The organism is Klebsiella huaxiensis, from assembly GCF_003261575.2.
Lineage (GTDB): Bacteria > Pseudomonadota > Gammaproteobacteria > Enterobacterales > Enterobacteriaceae > Klebsiella > Klebsiella huaxiensis.
The window spans coordinates 5429797-5451775 of record NZ_CP036175.1 but is presented as its reverse complement, the minus strand read 5'-3'; the positions used below and the strand labels follow the sequence as shown (position 1 = coordinate 5451775).

The 21979-nt window shown below is 55.7% G+C and carries 18 protein-coding genes; 12 read left to right on the top strand and 6 right to left on the bottom strand.

Annotated features, from left to right (window positions below; genetic code table 11):
* The first annotated feature begins 1 nt into the window (after position 1).
* From DA718_RS25980 to DA718_RS25945, 8 genes are read left to right on the top strand one after another with little or no spacing between them, the layout of a single operon-like run.
* Positions 2 to 1489: an indolepyruvate oxidoreductase subunit beta family protein gene (locus DA718_RS25980; protein WP_112216716.1), complete on the top strand. Its 1488-nt coding sequence runs from the start codon at positions 2 to 4 to the stop codon at positions 1487 to 1489.
* A 9-nt stretch (positions 1490 to 1498) separates the two neighbouring features.
* Positions 1499 to 1924: an acyl-CoA thioesterase gene (locus DA718_RS25975; protein WP_112216715.1), complete on the top strand. Its 426-nt coding sequence runs from the start codon at positions 1499 to 1501 to the stop codon at positions 1922 to 1924.
* Positions 1921 to 4218 carry a bifunctional salicylyl-CoA 5-hydroxylase/oxidoreductase gene (locus tag DA718_RS25970; protein WP_112216714.1) on the top strand — a complete coding sequence of 766 codons (2298 nt, stop codon included), beginning with the start codon at positions 1921 to 1923 and terminating at the stop codon, positions 4216 to 4218. Before DA718_RS25975 ends, DA718_RS25970 begins: the two co-directional genes overlap by 4 nt.
* A complete protein-coding gene (locus DA718_RS25965; RefSeq protein ID WP_112216713.1) occupies positions 4215 to 5345 on the top strand; it encodes a cupin domain-containing protein in 1131 nt (376 codons plus the stop codon). Before DA718_RS25970 ends, DA718_RS25965 begins: the two co-directional genes overlap by 4 nt.
* A complete protein-coding gene (locus DA718_RS25960; RefSeq protein WP_112216712.1) occupies positions 5345 to 6256 on the top strand; it encodes a fumarylacetoacetate hydrolase family protein in 912 nt (303 codons plus the stop codon). Before DA718_RS25965 ends, DA718_RS25960 begins: the two co-directional genes overlap by 1 nt.
* A 14-nt stretch (positions 6257 to 6270) precedes the next feature.
* Positions 6271 to 7299: a carbon-nitrogen hydrolase family protein gene (locus tag DA718_RS25955; protein WP_112216711.1), complete on the top strand. Its 1029-nt coding sequence runs from the start codon at positions 6271 to 6273 to the stop codon at positions 7297 to 7299.
* Positions 7299 to 8054 carry a maleate cis-trans isomerase family protein gene (locus DA718_RS25950; protein WP_112216710.1) on the top strand — a complete coding sequence of 252 codons (756 nt, stop codon included), beginning with the start codon at positions 7299 to 7301 and terminating at the stop codon, positions 8052 to 8054. Before DA718_RS25955 ends, DA718_RS25950 begins: the two co-directional genes overlap by 1 nt.
* A 15-nt stretch (positions 8055 to 8069) precedes the next feature.
* The gene (locus tag DA718_RS25945) at positions 8070 to 8513 is read left to right on the top strand and encodes a MarR family winged helix-turn-helix transcriptional regulator (protein WP_110274398.1); all 444 of its coding nucleotides are present in this window, start codon (positions 8070 to 8072) and stop codon (positions 8511 to 8513) included.
* Positions 8514 to 8563: 50 nt separating this feature from the next.
* Here the strand turns inward: DA718_RS25945 and fbp are convergent, their stop codons facing one another.
* Positions 8564 to 9562 (bottom strand): class 1 fructose-bisphosphatase, encoded by a 999-nt coding sequence (gene fbp / locus DA718_RS25940; RefSeq protein WP_112216709.1) that lies wholly within the window; start codon positions 9560 to 9562, stop codon positions 8564 to 8566.
* Between the two features lie 175 nt (positions 9563 to 9737).
* Between fbp and mpl the strand changes: the two genes are divergently transcribed.
* Positions 9738 to 11111 (top strand): UDP-N-acetylmuramate:L-alanyl-gamma-D-glutamyl-meso-diaminopimelate ligase, encoded by a 1374-nt coding sequence (mpl, locus tag DA718_RS25935; RefSeq protein WP_112216708.1) that lies wholly within the window; start codon positions 9738 to 9740, stop codon positions 11109 to 11111.
* Positions 11112 to 11175: 64 nt separating this feature from the next.
* Positions 11176 to 11721 (top strand): GNAT family N-acetyltransferase, encoded by a 546-nt coding sequence (locus DA718_RS25930; protein ID WP_112216707.1) that lies wholly within the window; start codon positions 11176 to 11178, stop codon positions 11719 to 11721.
* Between the two features lie 141 nt (positions 11722 to 11862).
* On the opposite strand, the gene DA718_RS25925 is transcribed toward DA718_RS25930, so the two are convergent.
* The 5 genes from DA718_RS25925 to yjgA all read right to left on the bottom strand — a co-directional run bounded on the left by DA718_RS25925 (position 11863) and on the right by yjgA (position 20076).
* On the bottom strand, positions 11863 to 13071 hold the full coding sequence (locus tag DA718_RS25925; protein ID WP_112216706.1) for an aldose 1-epimerase family protein: 1209 nt from the start codon (positions 13069 to 13071) through the stop codon (positions 11863 to 11865).
* A 324-nt stretch (positions 13072 to 13395) separates the two neighbouring features.
* Positions 13396 to 14538 (bottom strand): iron-containing alcohol dehydrogenase, encoded by a 1143-nt coding sequence (locus tag DA718_RS25920; protein WP_112216705.1) that lies wholly within the window; start codon positions 14536 to 14538, stop codon positions 13396 to 13398.
* A gap of 207 nt (positions 14539 to 14745) precedes the next feature.
* Positions 14746 to 16257, bottom strand: coding sequence for a CoA-acylating methylmalonate-semialdehyde dehydrogenase (locus DA718_RS25915; RefSeq protein WP_112216704.1), 1512 nt, complete (start codon positions 16255 to 16257; stop codon positions 14746 to 14748).
* A gap of 107 nt (positions 16258 to 16364) precedes the next feature.
* Complete coding sequence (adhE, locus tag DA718_RS25910; RefSeq protein ID WP_130624406.1) at positions 16365 to 19034, bottom strand: bifunctional acetaldehyde-CoA/alcohol dehydrogenase; 2670 nt, start codon at positions 19032 to 19034, stop codon at positions 16365 to 16367.
* Between the two features lie 490 nt (positions 19035 to 19524).
* Complete coding sequence (gene yjgA, locus DA718_RS25905) at positions 19525 to 20076, bottom strand: ribosome biogenesis factor YjgA (protein WP_112216245.1); 552 nt, start codon at positions 20074 to 20076, stop codon at positions 19525 to 19527.
* A 94-nt stretch (positions 20077 to 20170) separates the two neighbouring features.
* On the opposite strand from yjgA, the gene pmbA reads away from it, so the two are divergent.
* Together pmbA and cybC are read left to right on the top strand one after the other, a co-directional pair.
* Positions 20171 to 21523: a metalloprotease PmbA gene (pmbA, locus tag DA718_RS25900; protein ID WP_112216246.1), complete on the top strand. Its 1353-nt coding sequence runs from the start codon at positions 20171 to 20173 to the stop codon at positions 21521 to 21523.
* A gap of 65 nt (positions 21524 to 21588) precedes the next feature.
* On the top strand, positions 21589 to 21975 hold the full coding sequence (cybC, locus tag DA718_RS25895) for a cytochrome b562 (protein ID WP_112216247.1): 387 nt from the start codon (positions 21589 to 21591) through the stop codon (positions 21973 to 21975).
* Positions 21976 to 21979 lie beyond the last annotated feature (4 nt).

Here is a 21979-nt window from a genome sequence, read left to right as displayed (position 1 = left end):
GATGCCGAAAGTACAACCCATCAAAATCGCCATTCTGGCGATGGGCGGGGAAGGGGGCGGCGTGCTCGCCGACTGGATTGTCAACCTGGGCGAAGAGAACGGCTATTTCGCCCAGACCACCTCGGTACCGGGCGTGGCGCAACGTACCGGCTCCACCATCTATTACGTCGAGCTGTTTCCGGGTCTGCACGAGCTGGATAAACCGCCGGTGCTGGCGTTGATGCCGATGCCGGGCGACGTAGACGTGGTGCTGGCCTCCGAGCTGATGGAGGCCGGGCGCGCGGTGCAGCGCGGGTTAGTGACGCAGCAGCGCACTACGCTTATAGCCTCCACCCACCGCGTTTACTCCATTGGTGAAAAAACGGCGATGGGCGACGGTCGTGTGAATAACACCACGTTGATCGACCACGCCAGCAGCGCCGCGCGCAAATTTATCCGCTTCGACATGGCGAAAACGGCGGAAGAGAGCCGCAGCGTAATTAGCGCCGTACTCTTTGGCGCGCTGTGCGGTTCCGGCGTGCTGCCGTTTAACCAGCAGCAGTTTGAAGAAACCATTACCCGCGGCGGCGTAGGGGTGAAAACCAGCCTTGTCGCCTTCGCCCAAGGGGTGATGAACACCCGTCTGGAAGAGGCGGAACCGGCAGTGGTTACTACTCAGGCGCCCCTGCCTTCCAATGCGAAAGTGGCGGCGTTGCTGACGCGCATCCATCAGGAACTGCCGGAAAGCGCACAGCCGACTGCCATTGAAGGCGTGCGCCGCCTGTTGGATTACCAGGATGTGGCCTGGGCGGCGAACTATCTCGATCGTCTGGCCGCGCTCGCCGCACAGCCCGGCGGTAACGATGAGCTGCTGCTGCGTGAAGCTGCACGACATCTGGCTATCTGGATGTCGTGGGAAGACACCATTCGCGTGGCGGATCTGAAGATTCGCGGCAGCCGCTTTGAGCGTATCCGCAGCGACGTGAAACTGCAGGATAACCAGCATCTGAGTATCAACGAATACATGCACCCACGGCTGGAGGAGATCTGCGAAACCCTGCCCACCGGGCTGGGGCGCTGGCTGCAACAGCCGGGCTTTTGTCAGCGCCTGTTGAGTAATGCCACACGCAAAGGACGCGTGGTAACCACCAGCTCGCTGCGTGGCTACCTGCTGCTGTGGACGCTGGCGCACTGGCGTCGCGGGCGTCGCCTGACCCTGCGCTACCAACTGGAAACGGCGCGTATTGATGAATGGCTGCAATACGTTATCCGCGCGGCGGCGTTCAACCCGGCGCTGGCGCTGGAGATTGTGCAGTGTCAGCGGCTGGTGAAAGGTTATGGCGACACCCACGCCCGCGGGTTACGTAATTACCAGACGTTAATCGGCATTGTGGAACGCCACGATTGTCGTCTGCCGCCCGCCACTTTGCGCGAGCTGCGCGATGCGGCGCTGGCGGATGAACATGGCGATAAATTGCGCGAGTGCCAGGTGCGCCTGGCGCTGAACTAAGGAGCTTTTATGAGTGCTACAACCTTTACCCAGCCGCACCGCATTCGTTTTGCCGAGTGCGATCCGGCGGGGATTGTTTTCTATCCGCAATATTTCGTGATGTTCAACAACCTGCTGGAAGCATGGGTTGATTCGCTGCTGCCGTATGGTTTTGCCGGTTTTATCGGCGAGCGCCGCTTCGGCATGCCGACGGTGCACCTGGACGCAGATTTTAAAGCCGTCAGTCGTATGGGCGACGACGTCATTCTCCAGTTGGAAGTGATTCACATTGGTTCGCGCTCGCTGAAGCTGGCGCTGAACTGTACCAGCCTTGAAGGCGAGCAGCGCATGCAGGTCACCCAGACGCTGGTGACGACCTCCCTTGAAACCCATCGTTCTATCGATATCCCGGCTGAGCTGCTGGCCGCGTTGCAATCATCAGGAGAGAGTCTATGAACATTGTGTGTATCGGCGGCGGTCCGGCGGGGCTTTACTTTGCCCTACTGATGAAGCTGCAAAACCCGGCCAACAACATCGTGGTGGTGGAGCGTAACCGCCCGTACGACACTTTCGGTTGGGGCGTGGTCTTCTCCGACGCTACGCTGGAAAATTTGCGCCAGGCCGACCCGGTGAGCGCCGAGCAGATTGCCCGGCAGTTCAACCGCTGGGACGATATCGAAATTCACTTTAAGGATTCGGTAAACCGCAGCGGCGGTCACGGCTTTATCGGCATTGGCCGTAAAAAGCTGCTCAACATTTTGCAGGAGCGCTGTCAGTCGCTCGGCGTTGAACTGGTGTTCGACACCCTGGTGGAGGACGAGCAGACGCAGATTGAACGTTATCAGGCGGATCTGGTGATCGCCTCCGACGGTATTAACAGCCGCATTCGTACCCGCTACCCGTCGGTGTTTCAGCCGGATATCGACAACCGTCAGTGTCGTTTTGTCTGGCTGGGCACGCGCAAAGTATTTGAAGCCTTTACCTTTTTATTCGCCGAATCGCCGCACGGCTGGTTCCAGGTACATGCCTACCAGTTCGAGCCGGGGTTATCGACCTTTATTATCGAAACCACCGAAGAGACGTGGAAAGCAGCCGGGTTGGATGAGATGAGCCAGGAAGAGGGCATCGCTTACTGCGAGAAGCTATTCGCCCCGTGGCTGGACGGCCAGCCGCTGATGTCCAACGCGGCCCACCTGCGCGGCGCGGCAATCTGGATCCGCTTCCCGCGGGTGATTTGCGAGAACTGGGTGCACTGGATTGAACATCAGAAGAAGCCAGTACCGCTGGTGCTGATGGGCGATGCCGCTCACACCGCCCACTTCTCGATTGGTTCCGGCACAAAGTTAGCGCTGGAAGATGCTATCGAACTGGCTAACAGCTTACAGCACACCAGTGGCGACCTGCATCGCGGCCTCGACCACTATCAGGCGGTGCGCAGCGTCGAGGTGCTGAAAATTCAGAACGCGGCGCGCAACTCCACCGAGTGGTTCGAGAATGTCGCCCGCTACGAAAATTTTCCCCCGCAGCAGTTTGCCTACTCGCTGCTGACCCGCTCCCAGCGTATCTCTCACGAGAACCTGCGCCTGCGCGATCCGCAGTGGTTAAATCAATACGAGCAGTGGCTGGCGAAAGCGCCGGGCGTGCCGCCGATCCTCACGCCATATCAGGTACGCGGCGTGACGCTGAAAAACCGCACCGTGATTTCGCCGGTGTTGCTCTACCAGGCGAAAGAGGGCGTGCCGGGCATGTTTCACCTGATGCATCTGGGCAGCCGCGCCGTCGGCGGGGCGGGGCTGGTCATGACCGAAATGACCGCCGTGTCGCCGCAGGGGCGCATCACTCCCGGTTGTCCGGGGCTGTGGAACGACGAGCAGGTGCTTGCCTGGCGGCAGGTGACCGATTTTGTCCATCAAAATAGCGGTGCCAGCATTGGTGTACAGCTGGGGCACGCAGGGCGTCGCGGTTCCACCCAGCGTGGGGATGAGAAGCCGGATCACCCGTTGGCGCAGGGCAACTGGCCGCTAATTTCCGCCTCGCCGCTGCCGTACCGTCCTGGCGTGTCTCAGGTGCCGGAGGAAGTGACGGCTGAACAGCTTGATGCGGTGATTGCCGAGTTTGTCGCGGCGACGCGTCGCGCGGCTAAAGCCGGGTTTGACTGGCTGGAAATTCAGGCGGCGCACGGCGTGCTGCTGTCGAGCTTTATCTCGCCGTTAACCAACCAGCGCCAGGATGAATATGGCGGTTCGCTGGAAAACCGTCTGCGCTTCCCTCTGGCGGTGTTCCGCGCGGTACGGGAAGTGTGGCCGCAGCATTTACCTATTTCGGTGCGTATCTCCGCGACCGACTGGGTGGAAGGGGGGACTACGGTGGACGAGGCGGTAGAGATAGCCCGCCGTTTGCGCGAAGCGGGCGTGGACATGATCACCTGCTCCTCCGGCGAAGTTTCTGTCGATCAAAAACCGGTGTATGGCCGTATGTTCCAGACGCCGATGGCCGACCGTCTGCGCAATGAAGGCGGTGTTGCCACCATGGCGGTGGGCGCGATTAGCGATGCGGATCAGGTGAACAGCATTATCGCTTCCGGGCGTGCCGATCTGTGCGCCATTGGCCGCCCTGCGCTGGCGGATGCTAACTGGTTACAGCGCGAATGCGCCCGCTATGGTTGGAGTCAGGTGGCCTGGCATCCGGCCTATCACTATGGCCGCGATTTGTTGCAGCGTGCGTTACATCCACAGGAGAAATCAGCATGAAATATGACGACTTTCGTGAAAGCACCGCCGGTCGCGCGGACGTAGAAGATACCCCGGAGCTGGTGGCCTACTACCAGCAGCTCTCGGAGCTGAAAACCGGCGCGCTATGGACGGTGGCGAACAAAATCGAACCATGGCAGCCGAAATCGTCTTCCGTGCCGGTGCTGTGGCGCTATCAGGATCTGCGCGAGCACGTGCTGCGTTCGGTGGAACTGGTCACTCCGGAGAAAGCCGGACGGCGGGTGATTTACCTCAATAATCCGGGCCGCCAGGACGTGGCGGCGGCGGTGGGCTGGCTGTACTCCGGGCTTCAGGTGATGCACCCCGGCGAAGCCGCCTCGGCGCACGCGCACTCTTCATCGGCGCTGCGCTTCATTATGGAAGGGCGTGGGGCTTACACCATCGTCGACGGTCACAAGATGCCGCTAGAGGCCAACGACTTTGTGCTGACGCCGAACGGCACCTGGCATGAACACGGCGTGGAAGCGGATGGTTTGCCCTGCATCTGGCAGGACGGGCTGGATATTCCGCTGGTCAACGCGATGGAGGCCGGGTTCTACAAGGTACACCCGGATATGCATCAGCAGGTCACCGCGCCGGTTGATGACCGCGTGGCGCTGTGGGCCGCCGCCGCGCTGCGCCCGCACAACGTCGGTTGGGATAAACCCTATTCGCCGCTGTTTAAGTACCAGTGGCAGCCGACCTATGAAGCGTTGTGCCGCGCGGCGAAGGTCAGCGACGGCTCGCCGTTTGACGATGTGCTGATGCACTACACCAACCCGGTGACCGGTGGCCATGTGATGCCGACCATCGGCGCCAGTATGCAGCGCCTGCGGCCCGGATTTGTCGGCAAGGCACACCGCCATACCGGCAGCTTCATGTACCAGGTGGCGAAGGGTAAAGGCTACTCGATTATCGACGGGCAGCGCTTTGACTGGCAGGAGCGCGATATTTTCTGCGTGCCGTCCTGGGCCTTCCATGAGCACGTCAACCTGTCGCAAACCGATGATGCGTGCCTGTTCTGTTTCAACGACTTGCCCGTGATGCAGTCGCTCAGCCTCTATTACGAGGACGCGCTGCTGGACAACGATGGTCAGCAAAAAATAGTGTCTGAGGAGAAAAAATAATGCGCCTGATTACCTACCGTAGCAACGTCAACGCCGCGTCCCGTCTGGGCGCAATTGTCGGGGATTATGTGGTGGATTTAGCCAGGCTGGCGCAGTACCGCAGCCAGTCGTTACCGGACAACATGCTGGATTTCATTGACCTTGGTCCGTCGGCGGTGGAGGCAGGGAGGGAACTGCTGAACGCCTGTGAGGGTAACTGGCCGGTCGGCTGTGCCCAGCCGCTGGTCAACGTGAAAGTGCTGGCGCCGATCCCGCGTCCGCGCAAAAACATCTTCGGCATCGGCCTGAACTATGTTGAGCACGTGGCGGAGTCTAGCCGCACGCTGGACACCTCCAAAGATCTGCCGAAAGAGCCGGTGATTTTCTCCAAGCCGCCGACCTCGGTGATTGGCCCGGATGATGCCATTGAACACAACGCGCAGATCACCCAGCAGTTGGACTGGGAAGTGGAGCTGGCGGTGATTATCGGCTCGCGCGCCAAACGCGTTAGCGAAGCGCAGGCGATGAACTATGTCTTCGGCTACAGCCTGATGATCGACATGAGCGCCCGCGACTGCCGCCGCGCCGGGCAGTGGATTTACTCAAAAGGTCAGGACACCTACGCGCCGTTCGGGCCGTGTATTGTCACCGCTGATGAGATTCCGGATCCGCACAATCTCAACCTCAGCCTGCGCGTGAACGGCGTCACCAAACAAAGCTCCAACACCCGCCACATGCTGTTCAAAGTACCAACGCTGATTGCCGACATCAGCAAAGGGATCACCCTCGAGCCGGGTGACATTATCGCCACCGGCACGCCGGAAGGCGTTGGCGCGGGCCGCAGCCCGCAGGAGTGGGTCTGGCCGGGCGATGTGATTGACGCCGAAGTGGAGTTTATCGGCAAGCTGCGCCACCCGGTTGTGGCGGTGTAAGAGGAGAACGATTGATGCTGGAATTAGCCAAATTTACCGCCGCAGCCGTACAGGCCTCGCCGGTGTTTCTCGACACTGACGCCACCGTTGATAAAGCCTGCCGCCTGATTGCCGAAGCGGCAAGCAACGGCGCGAAGCTGGTGGCCTTCCCGGAAGTGTTTATCGCCGGTTATCCGTACTGGAGCTGGGTGATGAACCCGGTGGAAGGCAGCCCGTGGTTTGAAAAGCTGTGCCGTAGCGCGATTGAAGTTCCCGGGCCGGAGATTCGTAAAATCGCCCAGGCTGCCGCGCGCCATAAGGTGAACGTGGTGATTGGCGTCAACGAGCGCCATCCGCAGAGTATCGCCACGCTCTATAACACGCTGGTGACCATCAACGACGAAGGCAAAATTATTGGCCGCCATCGCAAACTGGTGCCGACCTGGGCGGAAAAACTGACGTGGGCCAACGGCGACGCGTCGTCGCTGCGAGTGCACAAAACCAGCATCGGCCCGCTGGGGGCGCTGGCCTGCGGCGAGAACACCAACACGCTGGCACGCTTCTCGCTGCTGGCGCAGGGCGAGCTGGTGCACGTGGCCAGCTATATCGCGCTGCCGGTGGCGCCGAAGGATTACGACATGGCGGAGGCTATTCGCCTGCGCGCCTCGGCGCACTGCTTTGAGGGTAAGGTGTTTACAGTGATCGCTTGTTCGACCGTTAGCGAAGAGATCGTTGAGGCAATGGCGCAAACCCATCCCGAAGCGCGTGAATTGCTGGCGCGGCCGAATAGCGCCTTCTCCGGGGTGATTGGCCCGGACGGACGCGTAGTGGGCGAACCGCTGATTGATAAAGAGGGCATCGTCTACGCCGAGATTGACCTCAACCGCTGTATTCAGCCGCGGCAGATGCACGACATCACCGGCCACTATAACCGTTTCGATATTTTTGATTTACAGGTCAACCGTCGCGCTCAGAACGCGGCGACCTTCCATGACTCCGTTGAGAGTTCACTGGATTTTAGCGGCCAGAATGAAGCGGCGGAGCCGTTCCAGGAGCAAAACTAATGCAGACTTCACGCCATTTCCGTATTGGCCAGATTGTACCGTCGTCGAACACCACCATGGAGACGGAGATCCCGGCGATCTTACGCGCCAGAGAGGCGATCGCCCCGGAGCATTTTACCTTCCACTCTAGCCGGATGCGCATGAAGAAGGTGTCGAAAGAGGAATTGTCGGCGATGGATGCGGACAGCGATCGCTGCGCGCTGGAACTGTCCGACGCCGCTGTGGACGTGCTGGGCTACGCGTGCCTGGTGGCCATCATGAGTATGGGTAAAGGCTACCACCGCATTTCCGAAGAGCGTCTGCACGCGCGGACCGTGGAAAACGGCCATCCGTCGCCAGTGATTACCAGCGCGGGCGCGCTAGTGGAAGGGTTACAGGTGATTGGCGCGAAGCGGGTATCGATCCTCACGCCGTATATGAAGCCGCTGACGCAACTGGTGAGCGACTACATTGAAAATGAAGGGATCGAAGTGGTGGATAGCCTGTCGCTGGAGATCCCGGATAACCTCGAAGTGGGCCGCCAAAATCCACTGGCACCGGTTGAGCTGACTAAAAAGCTCAATACCAATGTTGATGCGATTGTCGCCTCGGCCTGTGTTCAGATGCCGTCGCTGCCCTCTATCCAACTGATCGAGGATCGCGTGGGACTGCCGGTGATCTCGTCGTCTGTCGCCACCACCTGGATGATGCTCAACCGTCTGCGCCTGGATACCAGGGTGCCGGGCTTTGGTTCGCTGCTGTCCGGGCGCTATTAACCGCAGGAGGTACCGATGTCAGGTTCACCGACATTCATTAACAGCTATTTACCGGCGCTGCTGGGGCAAGCGTGGCTGGTGGTGTCATCGGAGTTCCACACGGTAGTGGAGGCGCGAGGCTTCTCGGTGCTGGAGTGGCGCGTGCTGTCAGTGCTGGAAGGCAATGGGCCGACCAGCGTCAGCGAGCTGGCGTTAAAAACGGTGAGCAAGCAGCCGACCATTACCCGACTGCTGCATCGGCTGGAGAAACAGCAACAGGTTGAACGCTGTGAAAGCCAGAGCGGCGATCGGCGGCAGAGTTGGGTGACGGTGACGGAGGAAGGGCGTCGGCTGGTGCGCGAGCTGAACACTGAGGCTGCGCGCTTTGAAGAGAGCGTGCTAAGTGAGTTGGGGGAGGCGCGCAGCGCGGTACTGAAGAATACGTTGCAGACGTTGATTCAGCGCTATAGCGTGGCGTGATTTGGCGCTAACCCTCTCCCCACAGGGGAGAGGGGGTATCTTCGAGCTGATTACACGTCCGGGAACTCTTTAATTAAGTTCTCAACGTCTTCAACCATATGGTTGTTGCCGACGAAGAAGGAACGGCGCTGGTGCAGGCTTTCCGGGATGATATCCAGAATACGCTCTTTACCGTCGCTGGCCTTGCCGCCCGCCTGTTCCGCAAGGAACGCCATCGGGTTGCATTCGTACAGCAGACGTAGCTTACCATCCGGGTGGCTGGCGGTGCTTGGGTAGAGGTAGATGCCGCCTTTGAGCAGGTTGCGGTGGAAATCCGCCACCAGAGAGCCGATATAGCGCGAGGTGTACGGGCGCTGGGTTCCGATATCTTCTTCCTGGCAATATTTAATGTACTTCTTCACACCCATCGGGAACTTGATGTAGTTACCTTCGTTGATGGAGTAGGTGTTACCCTTTTCCGGGAAGCGCATGCGCTCCTGGGACAGGCAGAAGACGCCAAGAGACGGGTCATAGGTGAAGGCGTGAACGCCGCAGCCTGTGGTATAGACCAACATGGTCGATGAACCATAAACCACATAGCCTGCAGCGACCTGTTTGCTGCCCGGTTGCAGAAAATCTTCTTCGGTAACAGGTGTACCTACCGGCGTGACGCGGCGGTAGATAGAGAAAATCGTTCCGACGGAGACGTTAACGTCGATGTTAGAGGATCCATCCAGAGGGTCCATCAGCACCACGTATTTAGCGTGCTCACATCCTTCAAAGACGACAATTTCATCTTCTTCTTCGGAGGCGATCCCGGCGACAATATCGCGTGCTTTCAGTGCTGCTTTTAATTTTTCATTAGCAAACAGGTCGAGTTTTTGCTGCACCTCGCCCTGAACGTTTTCAGCACCGCTGGCACCCAGGATATCGACCAGACCGGCCTTGTTGATATCGCGGTGGATGATCTTGGCGCCTAACTTTATTGCCGATAATAACGAAGTCAGCTCGCCAGTCGCGTGAGAGAATTCGTGCTGCTTTTCGACAATAAATTCACCTAACGTTTTCATAACCCGTTCCCTGCATGTTTATGTGAAGTAAAACGAACGCAACAATCTTAACAAAGAATAAAAAAATCTCGCACAGGTGAATCGCGCCAGCAAAATACGGATTCGCCTGAAATGCATTTCTTTCCCCCCCCACATCCCGGTAAACTGTGCTTCAGATAAGAGAAGGAAATGACGAATGCGCATTCATATTTTAGGAATCTGTGGCACGTTTATGGGGGGGCTGGCGATGCTGGCACGTTCCCTCGGTCATGAGGTAACGGGGTCGGATGCGAACGTTTATCCGCCAATGAGTACCCTGCTGGAAAACCAGGGAATTGAGTTAATTCAAGGATATGATGCCAGCCAGCTGGATCCTCAACCGGATCTGGTGATCATCGGTAACGCGATGACGCGCGGTAATCCATGCGTGGAAGCGGTGCTGGAAAACAACATTCCGTACATGTCCGGGCCGCAGTGGCTGCATGATTTTGTGCTGCGCGATCGCTGGGTGCTGGCGGTAGCCGGGACGCACGGAAAAACCACCACTGCCGGAATGGCGACCTGGATCCTCGAAGTCTGCGGCTATAAGCCGGGATTTGTCATCGGCGGCGTACCGGGTAACTTTGATGTTTCCGCGCGACTTGGCGACAGCCCATTCTTCGTGATTGAAGCCGATGAATACGACTGCGCTTTCTTTGATAAACGCTCCAAGTTTGTTCATTACTGCCCGCGCACGCTGATTCTCAACAACCTTGAGTTTGATCATGCGGATATTTTTGACGACCTGAAAGCGATTCAGAAACAGTTCCATCACCTGGTACGAATCGTGCCGGGCAAAGGCAAGATTATCCTGCCGGAAAATGACATCAATCTAAAACAGACGATGGCGATGGGCTGCTGGAGCGAACAGGAGCTGGTCGGCGAGCAGGGCCACTGGCAGGCGAAAAAACTCACCACCGATGCTTCCTCATGGGAAGTGTGGTTGGACGGCGAGAAAGTCGGTGAAGTGAAATGGGCGCTGGTCGGAGAGCATAATATGCATAACGGCCTGATGGCGATTGCCGCCGCCCGTCATGTGGGCGTGCTGCCTGCTGACGCGGCCAATGCGTTGGGCAGCTTTATCAATGCCCGTCGTCGTCTGGAGCTGCGCGGCGAAGCCAACGGTGTTACCGTATATGACGACTTTGCCCACCATCCGACGGCGATTCTGGCGACCCTGCAGGCATTACGCGGCAAAGTCGGCGGCACTGCGCGTATTCTTGCCGTACTTGAGCCACGTTCCAACACGATGAAGATGGGGCTTAGCAAAGACGATCTGGCGCCGTCTCTCGGGCGTGCAGATGAAGTCTTCCTGCTGCAGCCGCAGCATATTCCGTGGCTGGTAGCTGAAGTTGCCGATGCCTGCATACAGCCTGCTCACTGGAGCGCTGATGTTGATACGCTGGTGGATATGATTGTCAAAACGGCGCATCCGGGTGATCACATCCTGGTGATGAGTAACGGCGGTTTTGGCGGTATCCATCAGAAGCTACTGGATAAACTGGCTCAAAAAGCCGCCGCGACCGAGTAAGCAATACTCTTCGTTTGGCTGCCCTCCACGTGAGGGCAGCTGTCTTTTGTGACCAGGTGCCGTCATGTTGATCTCTGAAAGAGTGACCTCCCCCAATTCCGCTTATTTTCCCGCGCTCGATGCGTTGTACTGTCGGGCGTTTCCGTGGCATGAACAACGTGAAGCCGATGCTAAACTGCAGGCGCTTCACAATCAGAATTATGTGCTGGAAGCCTGGTTTGACGACGCGTTGTTTATCGGGCTGAGCGGCTGCTGGCGTTTTGCCGATTACAGCTATATTGAGCATCTGGCTATTGACGATACGCTGCGTTCGCGCGGCTACGGCAAGCAGCTATTGGCTGAAATCGTCAAACGTGAACCGCTAACTATTCTGGAAATTGATCCGCTGACCAGCGAGATAGCCCACAAGCGCCTGCGCTTCTATGAAAAGATGGGCTTTTACGCAAATACCTGGTCACATAGCCACCCGACCTATCATCAAGGGATAGCCGATCATGAGTTGATTGTGTTGAGTTATCCGCAGCCGATTGATGAGGCGCAGTATCAGCGCTTTGCGCAGGATTTGCGTCAGGTGGTCATGGATCAGGTTGGCGTGGTCACGGTTTTGTAGTTCTGTAGCCCGGACAGATGCGCAGCATCGCCTCCGGGAATGTAGCCACACTGCCCCCGGGGGCAGTGTGGCTACAGGTGCATCACCGTCTGCGGACCGGTAGTCCGGAGAGGTGCACAGCACCGCCTCCGGGAAACAGCGCTACTCCTTCGCGATCGGCGTTTCGTTTTCTGCCACTTTGGTGTCGCCCTGAATCGCCGCAATTTTCTTCTCAACGTCAGCCACCTGCTCGCTGCTGTGCAGCAGCGTATAGGTCAGGTCAAACTGGGTGCTGGCCCCTGGCTGAAGCTGCTTAACGCGTTTTTGTTCACGTTCAATGGTCACTGGATAGGCGTAGCTGGTGCCTGGCTCAATACCGGTGACGTAGCCCTGTTTCTCGGTATCGGTATTTTTCCACAGCGTCAGCACCGGCAGCTGGCGGGTATCAAACTGAATCGATGCCCCTTTATCTCCGGATTTATTGACCACTGCAGCGAGTGTCTGGTGATTCTCGTCCGCTAGCGGCTGCATATTAAACACCATTTCATCGAAATCTTTAGTCGGGCCTGCGTAGGTTTGCCACGTTTTTAAACCGGCTTTGGCATAATCATTGAACGGACTGATGCTGGCTATCGGTGCCAGGAAACGCGCGCCCTCTTCGAGGATCGGCTTACCGAAGTTGCTGTGGTAGATAATTTGATAGTCATGCGGATAGTCGGCATGGTTGGTTAACACATCATGCAGGCTGAAGCTGTTGCTGCCGGGCACATAGCGCAGCTCGGTCATGGTCTGCAAATCTGCTTTCTTGAAAGTGCTCTCTTTCACCAGTCCGCGAATGCGGATTTCATACGGCGCGGTATCTGCCACTTCAACTTCCACCTGTGAGGCGGGCGTATTACCGACTTTGCCATGCAGGGTATAAATCTGCCCATCAGCAGTCACCGGGTGACCGGTCCATTCGTAGCCGCAGCGCACCATCATCTCATTGAAACCTTCCAGCCATCCCAGACCGTTGCGGCTTTCGAGGTTAATAAAGGCCGGGTTGACCACCTCTTTCACCGGCGAATCCCAACCCATTCGTGAACCGAATCCTTCGATTTTCAGCAAGTTCATGCCGCGAGTTGGGCTTAGAGTGATAGTCAGGCCGTCTTTACTCTGGATCACAAGGATTTTGCTGCCTTCTTGTTTACCGCCGTGAAGGACTTTTTGCTCAATGCTGAAATGATGATCTTTAATCTTCAGCTGGTCGCTGGTTATCTGCCAGTTTCCTTTATCCATGCCGCTTTCAGCGCTTGTCAGCACCCACGTTTTAGCCACGGCTGGCGCAGATATAAGCATCGCAATTGCTGTCAAAGCTAATGTCTTTTTCATTTCTCATTCCTTTTGCTGAATCGATTGTGTTGCTGATGTAGGGAATTTAGTGGCAAGTGGATGATGAAAATGTGAAGTGCCTCACCTGGTGAGAAAACACGCTATTTCATGTTTGTAAATGAGGAATTGATCGCTTTAATCGGTAACAATAATGTGTTGTTACTAAAAAATATGTGAATTTAATCAATTTTAGCTTTAACGATTCAGCTTTAGTTTTGCGTTGGATGTTATATGCTTACAGAAACAAGAAGGCCGCAGGGGATCTGGTTACCCATGCGGCCTTCTTTAACGATTTTTTAGCTTAAAAAACGGGAGCGATGGACATCATGCGCCGTAAAATGCTTTGGTATATAACCCCTTCACATCCTGAACTGAAGGATAATTAGGGTTAGTTAACGTGCACGGATCGTCAACGGCATTACCGCTCATTCTGTCGAGTACATTGACGAAGGTGACTTCATTGATCTCAACTTCATCACATTGACTTAACGTTTTCGGAATACCCAGACGTTTATTCAGCTCATTGAGCGCCTCAATCAAATTATTTATTCCTAAGGCCTCTTCCAGCTGGCGATATTTTTTAGTGAACTTCGCATTATATTGGATGATATAAGGCAACATAATTGCGTTTGCCAGACCATGGGTAATACCAAATTCGCCACCTATTTTATGCGCCATCGAATGCACTAACCCTAATGATGCGTTAGTAAAGGCAATCCCCGCCAGCGCAGAGGCATTATGCATATGCATACGCGCGTTTAAATCATCAGGTGAGCGGTATGCGGTTTCCAGATGCTCAAACACCAGACGAATAGCCTCGACGGCATAGGGATCGGTAAACGAGTTGGCCGCAGTGGACACATAAGCTTCGAGCGCATGGGTCATGACGTCCATCCCGGTATGAGCGGTAACGTGCGGCGGCATTTTGGCAGGAATCGTGGGGTCGAGGATAGCGATATCCGGCACCAGGTCGGCGGCAACAATGGGATATTTAATATGATTCGCCGTATCGGTAATCACCGAGAATGCCGTGATTTCAGAGGCGCTGCCGCTGGTGGAGGGGATGGCCACAAACCGGGCTTTGTTGCGCAGCGGCGGCATGGAGCCGACGGGGATAATGTCTTCAAACTTCAACTCTGGGTGCTCATAGAAACACCACATCACCTTGGCGGCATCCAGCGCCGAACCGCCGCCAATCGCCACAATCCAGTCCGGTTCGAACGCCAGCATCTCTTTTGCGCCGCGCCAGACGGTTTTAATGGACGGGTTGGGCTCGACATTATCGATAACAATGCATTCCATACCAGCTTTATTTAGTTCGCCGATGGCTTTATCCAGAAAACCAAAACGCTTCATTGAACTTCCGCCGGTGACTAATGCGGCTTTTTTACCGCTCAGCGTCGACAGATGTTCTAAAGCATCTTCGCCATAAATAATACTGCGTGGAATTGAGAAGGCCTGGGTCATAGGAAACTCCATTTAATATTAAGGATTTTTTTAGTGTGCATTCGTCATTTGAAATTCAGCGACATGTGCAGAGTAAAAAAATCCTGTTAATGCTCCAGATATTGCCGGAGCAATATCTGGAGGGAGCTATACTCGTCATACTTCAAGCTACTGGTTTGCAGGCTTCCCGGCAACTTGAATTATTTAGGATAATATTTATATTTCCGATTAAATCGTACCGTCCCAGGAGTCGACTTTTTCACGTTTCGCTTCTTCTTCATCAAACCAGCGCGAGGTCACGCATTTTGATTCGGTATAGAAACGCACGCCGTCTTTGCCCAGGCAGTGCAGGTCGCCGAAGAACGACTGTTTATGGCCTGAGAACGGGAATACGCCAACTGGTACCGGGATACCGACGTTAATCCCCACCATGCCGCCGTGGGTGCGTTTCTGGAATTCGCGAGCGTAGTAGCCGCTTTGGGTGAAAATAACCGAGCCGTTGGCGAACGGGTTATTGTTCATTAATTGCAGACCTTCTTCGAAGGTTTTCACCCGTTTAAAGCACAGTACCGGCCCGAAAATTTCCTGCGTCCCGACGCTCATCTCTTCGGTCACATGATCCAGCACGGTTGGCCCGACGTAGAAGCCTTTCTCCTGGCCTGGAACTTTGATGTCGCGACCATCGAGCACGACCTTCGCGCCTTCTTCGATCCCTTTATTAATCCAGTTGATGACTGACTGTTTGTGGTCTTTAGAAATCACCGGCCCCATATCGGTATCATGCAGATACCCGGGGCCGATTTTCAGCTGTTTGGCTTTTTCGACGACGGCGGCAATCAGCTTATCGGCTACCTCTTCCTGGACCACGACGACTGGCAGCGCCATGCAGCGTTCACCCGCGCAGCCGAAGGCGGCGTTGATAATCCCTGCGGCGGTACGGTTAATCGGCGCATCGGCCAGCACCAGAGCGTGGTTTTTGGCTTCGCACAGCGCCTGAACGCGTTTGCCATGGGCGGCGGCTTTGGAGTAAACGTGCAGGCCCACGGAGGTGGATCCGACGAAGGAGACGCCGTTAACGTCCGGATGGGTCAGCAGAATATCGGCTTCATTACGCGAACAGGTCACGACGTTAATTACGCCATCCGGCACGCCCGCTTCCTGATAGAGTTTGGTGATTTCCATACAGGTCATTGGCGTCATGCTGGCGGCTTTAATGACCATCGTATTACCGGAAGCGACGCATAATGGCGCCATCCACCCCATCGGGATCATCGCGGGGAAGTTAAACGGCACAATACCGGCGAACACGCCAATCGGTTCGCGGTACAGGTTGGTGTCAATACCGGCGGAAGCATCCATCAGGTTTTCACCCGCCAGCAGCGTCGGAATAGAACAGGCCAGCTCGGTACCTTCTTTTGCTTTTAATACATCGCCCTGGGCATCGCCCCAGGCTTTACCGTTTTCTTTTGCCACCAGCTCGGTTAAGCGTTCCTGATGCTGCATTAATAATTCGCGAACACGGAACATAATTTGCGAGCGTTTAATGGCCGGAGTATCTGACCACGCCGGGAAGGCTTTGCGGGCCGCAGCAACGGCATCCAGCACTTCTTGCTCGGTGCAGCAGGGGGCCTGAGCCATGACTTCGCCGGTACTTGGGTTATAGACGTCCATATAGCGTTCAGTCTGCGAAACGCGCCATTGACCATCAACGAAATATTTCAGTCTTGGTACAGTAGTCATATTTTTCTCCATGATGATATCTTTCGACTTTCTCTAAAAATCTGGCTCTGAGCGGCGGTAATCACTTACCGCCGGGTCAGCCACTCTTTTGAATGTTGATTAACTGATTATTTCTGCGCGACGGCCTCCGCTTTGCTGGGCTTTTCTGCGGCAGCGGCCGGTAATTTTTCCTCGTATTTATTTCCGTAGTAGCTGTCTAACAGCAGCTGTTTCAGTTCAGAAATCAGCGGATAGCGCGGGTTGGCGCCGGTACACTGGTCATCGAAGGCATCTTCGGACAGCTTATCGACGTGGGCGAGGAAATCGGCTTCCTGCACGCCCGCCTCGCGGATGGATTTTGGAATGCCCAGCTCGGCTTTGATGCTCTCCAGCCACGCCAGCAGCTTTTCGATTTTCGCCGCAGTGCGGTCTCCCGGCGCGCTCAGGCCTAAATGATCGGCAATCTCTGCGTACCGACGACGGGCTTGCGGACGGTCGTACTGGCTGAACGCCGTCTGCTTGGTCGGGTTGTCGTTGGCGTTATAACGAATGACGTTGCAGATCATCAGCGCATTCGCCAGACCGTGCGGAATGTGGAACTGCGAGCCCAGCTTGTGCGCCATGGAGTGGCACACCCCGAGGAAGGCGTTAGCAAAGGCGATCCCGGCGATGGTTGCCGCATTATGGACGCGCTCGCGGGCCACCGGGTTTTTCGACCCCTCGTGATACGAAGCGGGCAGATACGCTTTCAGCAGCTTCAGCGCCTGCAGCGCCTGACCGTCAGAGAATTCGGAGGCCAGCACGGAAACATAGGCTTCCAGCGCGTGGGTCACTGCGTCCAGACCACCGAAGGCGCACAGGGACTTCGGCATATCCATTACCAGGTTAGCGTCGATAATCGCCATATCCGGGGTCAGTGCGTAGTCCGCCAGCGGATATTTCTGCCCGGTGGCATCGTCGGTGACCACCGCAAACGGCGTGACCTCCGATCCGGTGCCGGAAGTGGTGGTGATCGCCACCATCCGGGCTTTGACGCCCATTTTCGGGAAGGTGTAGATACGCTTGCGGATATCCATAAAGCGCAGCGCCAGCTCTTCGAAGTGGGTTTCCGGATGCTCGTACATCACCCACATGATTTTCGCCGCATCCATCGGCGATCCGCCGCCCAGGGCTATGATGACGTCGGGCTTGAAGGAGTTAGCCAGCTCTGCACCTTTGCGCACGATGGTCAGCGTCGGGTCGGCTTCCACTTCAAAGAAGACTTCGGTTTCGACGACCGCCGCTTTCAGCACGGAAGTGATCTGATCCGCGTATCCGTTGTTGAACAGGAAGCGGTCGGTGACGATCAGTGCGCGCTTATGGCCATCGGTGATCACTTCATCCAGCGCGATGGGCAGAGAGCCGCGGCGGAAATAGATGGATTTCGGAAGTTTATGCCACAGCATATTTTCAGCTCGCTTTGCCACGGTTTTCTTGTTGATCAGATGTTTCGGCCCGACGTTTTCCGAGATAGAGTTACCGCCCCAGGAGCCGCAGCCCAGGGTCAGGGAGGGCGCGAGACTAAAGTTATAGAGATCGCCAATGCCGCCGTGGGAGGTCGGGGTGTTAATCAGGATGCGTGCGGTTTTCATTTTTTCGCCAAAGGTCATCACCCGCGCGGCCTGGTTATCCTGGTCGGTATAGAGGCAGGAGGTGTGGCCGATGCCGCCCATATCGACCAGCTTCACCGCTTTCTCCACGGCGTCGGCGAAATCTTTCGCCCGATACATGGCCAGCGTCGGGGAGAGCTTTTCATGTGCAAAAGGCTCGCTATCGTCGATAGCTTTAACTTCGCCAATCAGGATTTTTGTATCGGAAGGCACGCTGATCCCGGCCATTTCGGCAATTTTAATCGCCGACTGCCCGACAATCGCCGCGTTTAACGCGCCGTTTTTCAGCAGGATACCCTGAACCGCTTTCAGTTCTTTTCCCTGTAGCAGGTAGCCGCCGTGGCTGGCGAAACGCTCGCGCACCGCGTTATAGGCGGCATCAACCACCACCACCGACTGTTCGGAAGCGCAGATCACGCCGTTATCGAAGGTTTTTGACATCAGGATGGAGGCTACCGCCCGCTTCACGTCGGCGGTTTCATCAATCACTACTGGGGTGTTACCCGCGCCAACGCCTATCGCTGGTTTACCGGAGCTGTAGGCGGCCTTCACCATACCCGGTCCGCCGGTGGCGAGGATCAGATTGATATCCGGGTGGTGCATCAGGCGGTTAGACAGATCTACGGTTGGTTCGTTAATCCAGCCAATGATGTCCGGTGGCGCACCGGCCTCGACTGCGGCACGCAACACGATTTCCGCCGCGCGGTTGGTGGCATTTTTCGCCCGCGGATGCGGCGAGAAGACGATGCCGTTACGGGTTTTCAGGCTAATCAGCGATTTAAAAATGGCGGTAGAAGTTGGATTGGTGGTGGGGACAATCCCGCAGATTAGCCCAATGGGCTCGGCGATGGTCATGGTGCCGAAGGCTTCGTCTTCGCCAAGGACCCCGCAGGTTTTTTCGTCTTTATAGGCGTTGTAGATATATTCAGACGCGAAGTGGTTTTTAATCACTTTATCTTCCACGATGCCCATGCCGGACTCGGCGACCGCCATTTTCGCCAGCGGAATACGGGCATCAGCGGCGGCTAAAGCGGCAGCGCGGAATATTTTGTCGACTTTATCCTGAGGAAAGTTCGCATACGCCTGCTGCGCCTTTCGTACCCGGGCGACCAGCGCGTCGAGGTCATCATTACTGGTGGTGAGTGACATAAGTTTTCTCCATAAGGGATTGAATTCTCTTAAGTAAAACATGTGCCTTAACTGTAATGACGCCAAACCTTCCGCCACTGCAGATGCCTGGTTTTAATTAACAGAACTGACTGGCCAGAGTGCGCTTGCGTATGACTTCTTGTTTCGTGTATTAATGAAATTAATTTTTCATTATAATAATGAATGAAATGCAAAAATCGTTTTGAGAGGTGGATCAAAGATAAGCAAACTGCTGCTAACGTTGGCGTTTTAAAGAAGGTTTTTCTTATTTAATCAAATAAAAACAGATTGTTGAATTTGTTTCGGAGTCGCTGATAGCGTAGAGGGATCGAGAGGTTGTCTGGAAAAGATAACTGATTTTGTGAAATAAACGTTAAGTTAAGAAGCAATACTAGATGAAAATGAAAAATTAAAACCGATTTTAAAAGATGTACGTTCGGTTTGGTCGCCCGGATCAGGCACTGGCCTTAATCCGGGGAGTCTTGCGGGATTAGTTTTCGCTCTCGGCCAGCTCACGCAGATACTGGAAGATAAGACGCGCGGACTTCGGCGGCTTATTACCTTCTTTCTCTTTTTTGGCGTTACGGATAAGCGAACGCAGCTGCTGACGGTCAGCGTCAGGCCACAGGTTCAGTACTTCAGCAACGGCGTCATCACCATTATCAATCAGACGATCGCGGATCTGTTCGAGCTTGTGGAACAGCGCAACCTGCTGGTTGTGGCGGTTCTTCAGCTTGTCCAGCGCCTGGCGAATCGGATCGACATCGCGGTTACGCAGCATTTTGCCAATCAGCTGCATCTGGCGGCGGCGGCCTTCTTTCTTGATGCGTTGGGCGAGTTCAATGGCATCGCGCAGATCGGTATCCAGCGGGATTTTATCCAGCGCGTTTTTCCCAAGCTCTACCATTTCCGCGCCAAGACGCTTCAGTTCTTCGGCGTCGCGCTTAATTTCACTTTTACTGACCCAGATAATTTCATCGTCTTCATCTTCGACGTCATCACCAGGGACATCGTCGAGCCAGTCTTCGGGCTGCTTTGTCATCTCAGGCTCCTTAAAAAAGAGGCTAATGTTACCAGTTAAGGCGCGCACTGAAAAACGGTTCTCTGTTAGACTTCAGTTAACTCCTTCTTACATTATGGCATTAGCGATGAAAGTCATCTCTCAAGTTGCACAGCAGCGTAAGACGCTGGAAGAGGCCGTGACCACGGCGCTGGAACTGGCGGCAGGCAAATCCGACGGGGCTGAAGTCTCCGTCAGCAAAACCACCGGCATTGGCGTCAGCACCCGCTACGGTGAAGTGGAGAACGTAGAATTTAATAGCGATGGTGCTCTGGGCATCACCGTTTATCACCAGAATCGCAAAGGCAGCGCCTCCTCGACCGACCTCAGCCCGCAGGCCATTGCCCGTACGGTACAGGCGGCGCTGGATATCGCGCGCTATACCTCACCGGACCCGTGCGCAGGCGTGGCGGATAAAGAACTGTTGGCTTTTGAGGCTCCGGATCTCGATCTGTTCCACCCGGCGGAAGTCTCCCCGGACGAAGCGATTGAACTGGCCTCTCGTGCAGAGCAGGTCGCATTGAAAGCGGATAAACGCATCAGCAATACCGAAGGCGGCAGCTTTAATAGCCACTACGGCATTAAGGTGTTCGGCAACAGCCACGGCATGCTGCAAAGCTACTGCTCAACTCGTCATTCACTCTCCAGCTGCGTGATTGCCGAAGAAAACGGCGACATGGAGCGCGATTACGCCTACACCATCGGCCGGGCGCTTGAAGATTTACAATCACCGGAATGGGTCGGTGAGGAGTGTGCCCGCCGCACCTTATCGCGCCTGGCGCCGCGTAAACTGTCGACGATGAAAGCGCCAGTGATTTTTGCCAACGAAGTGGCGACCGGGCTTTTTGGTCACCTGGTCGGAGCGATTGCCGGCGGCTCGGTTTATCGTAAATCCACCTTCCTGCTCGACGCTCTGGGTAGTCAAATCCTGCCGGACTGGCTGACCATTGAAGAGCATCCGCATCTGCTGAAAGGGCTGGCTTCCACCCCGTTTGATAGCGAAGGCGTGCGTACAGAGCGTCGCGACATTATTAAAGATGGCGTGTTGACCCAGTGGCTGCTGACCAACTATTCCGCGCGTAAGCTGGGGCTGAAGAGCACCGGCCACGCAGGTGGTATCCATAACTGGCGCATTAACGGCCGTGGCCTGAGTTTTGCAAAGTTGCTTAAAGAGATGGGTACCGGTCTTGTGGTGACTGAGCTGATGGGGCAGGGTGTTAGCGGCGTCACCGGCGACTACTCACGCGGCGCATCCGGTTTCTGGGTAGAGAACGGCGAAATTCAGTATCCCGTCAGTGAGATCACCATTGCAGGAAATCTGAAAGATATGTGGCGTAATATCGTGACCATCGGCGACGATATCGAAACGCGTAGCAACATTCAGTGCGGTTCCGTGCTGCTGCCGGAGATGAAAATCGCCGGGCAATGACCTGTGTGCCGGGCGCGTCCTGCCGCGCCCGCTTGATACTTCCATAATAAAAAAGGACGTGAGCAATGCGTAAAAAACTGTTAGCGATGCTGGCTGTATCGGCTTTTGCGCTTGGTTCGGCATCGGCCTTCGCCGATCTGGGCGAAGACATGGATACCCTTGCCGAGAACCTGCAAGTGGTGCAGAAAACTTCAGATGCCGGTGAGCTGAAGGCGGCGCTGAATAAGATGCGTACTGCGGCGGTTGACGCCCAGAAAGAGACGCCGCCGAAGCTGGAAGGTAAAGCTTCGGACAGCGCGGAAATGAAAGACTATCGCCACGGCCTTGATGTGCTGATCGGCCAGATTGACGGCGCGCTGAAGCTGGCTGACGAAGGCAAAGTCAAAGAAGCCCAGGCCGCAGCGGAAGAGTTTAAAACGACTCGTAATACTTACCATAAGAAATATCGTTAATCGT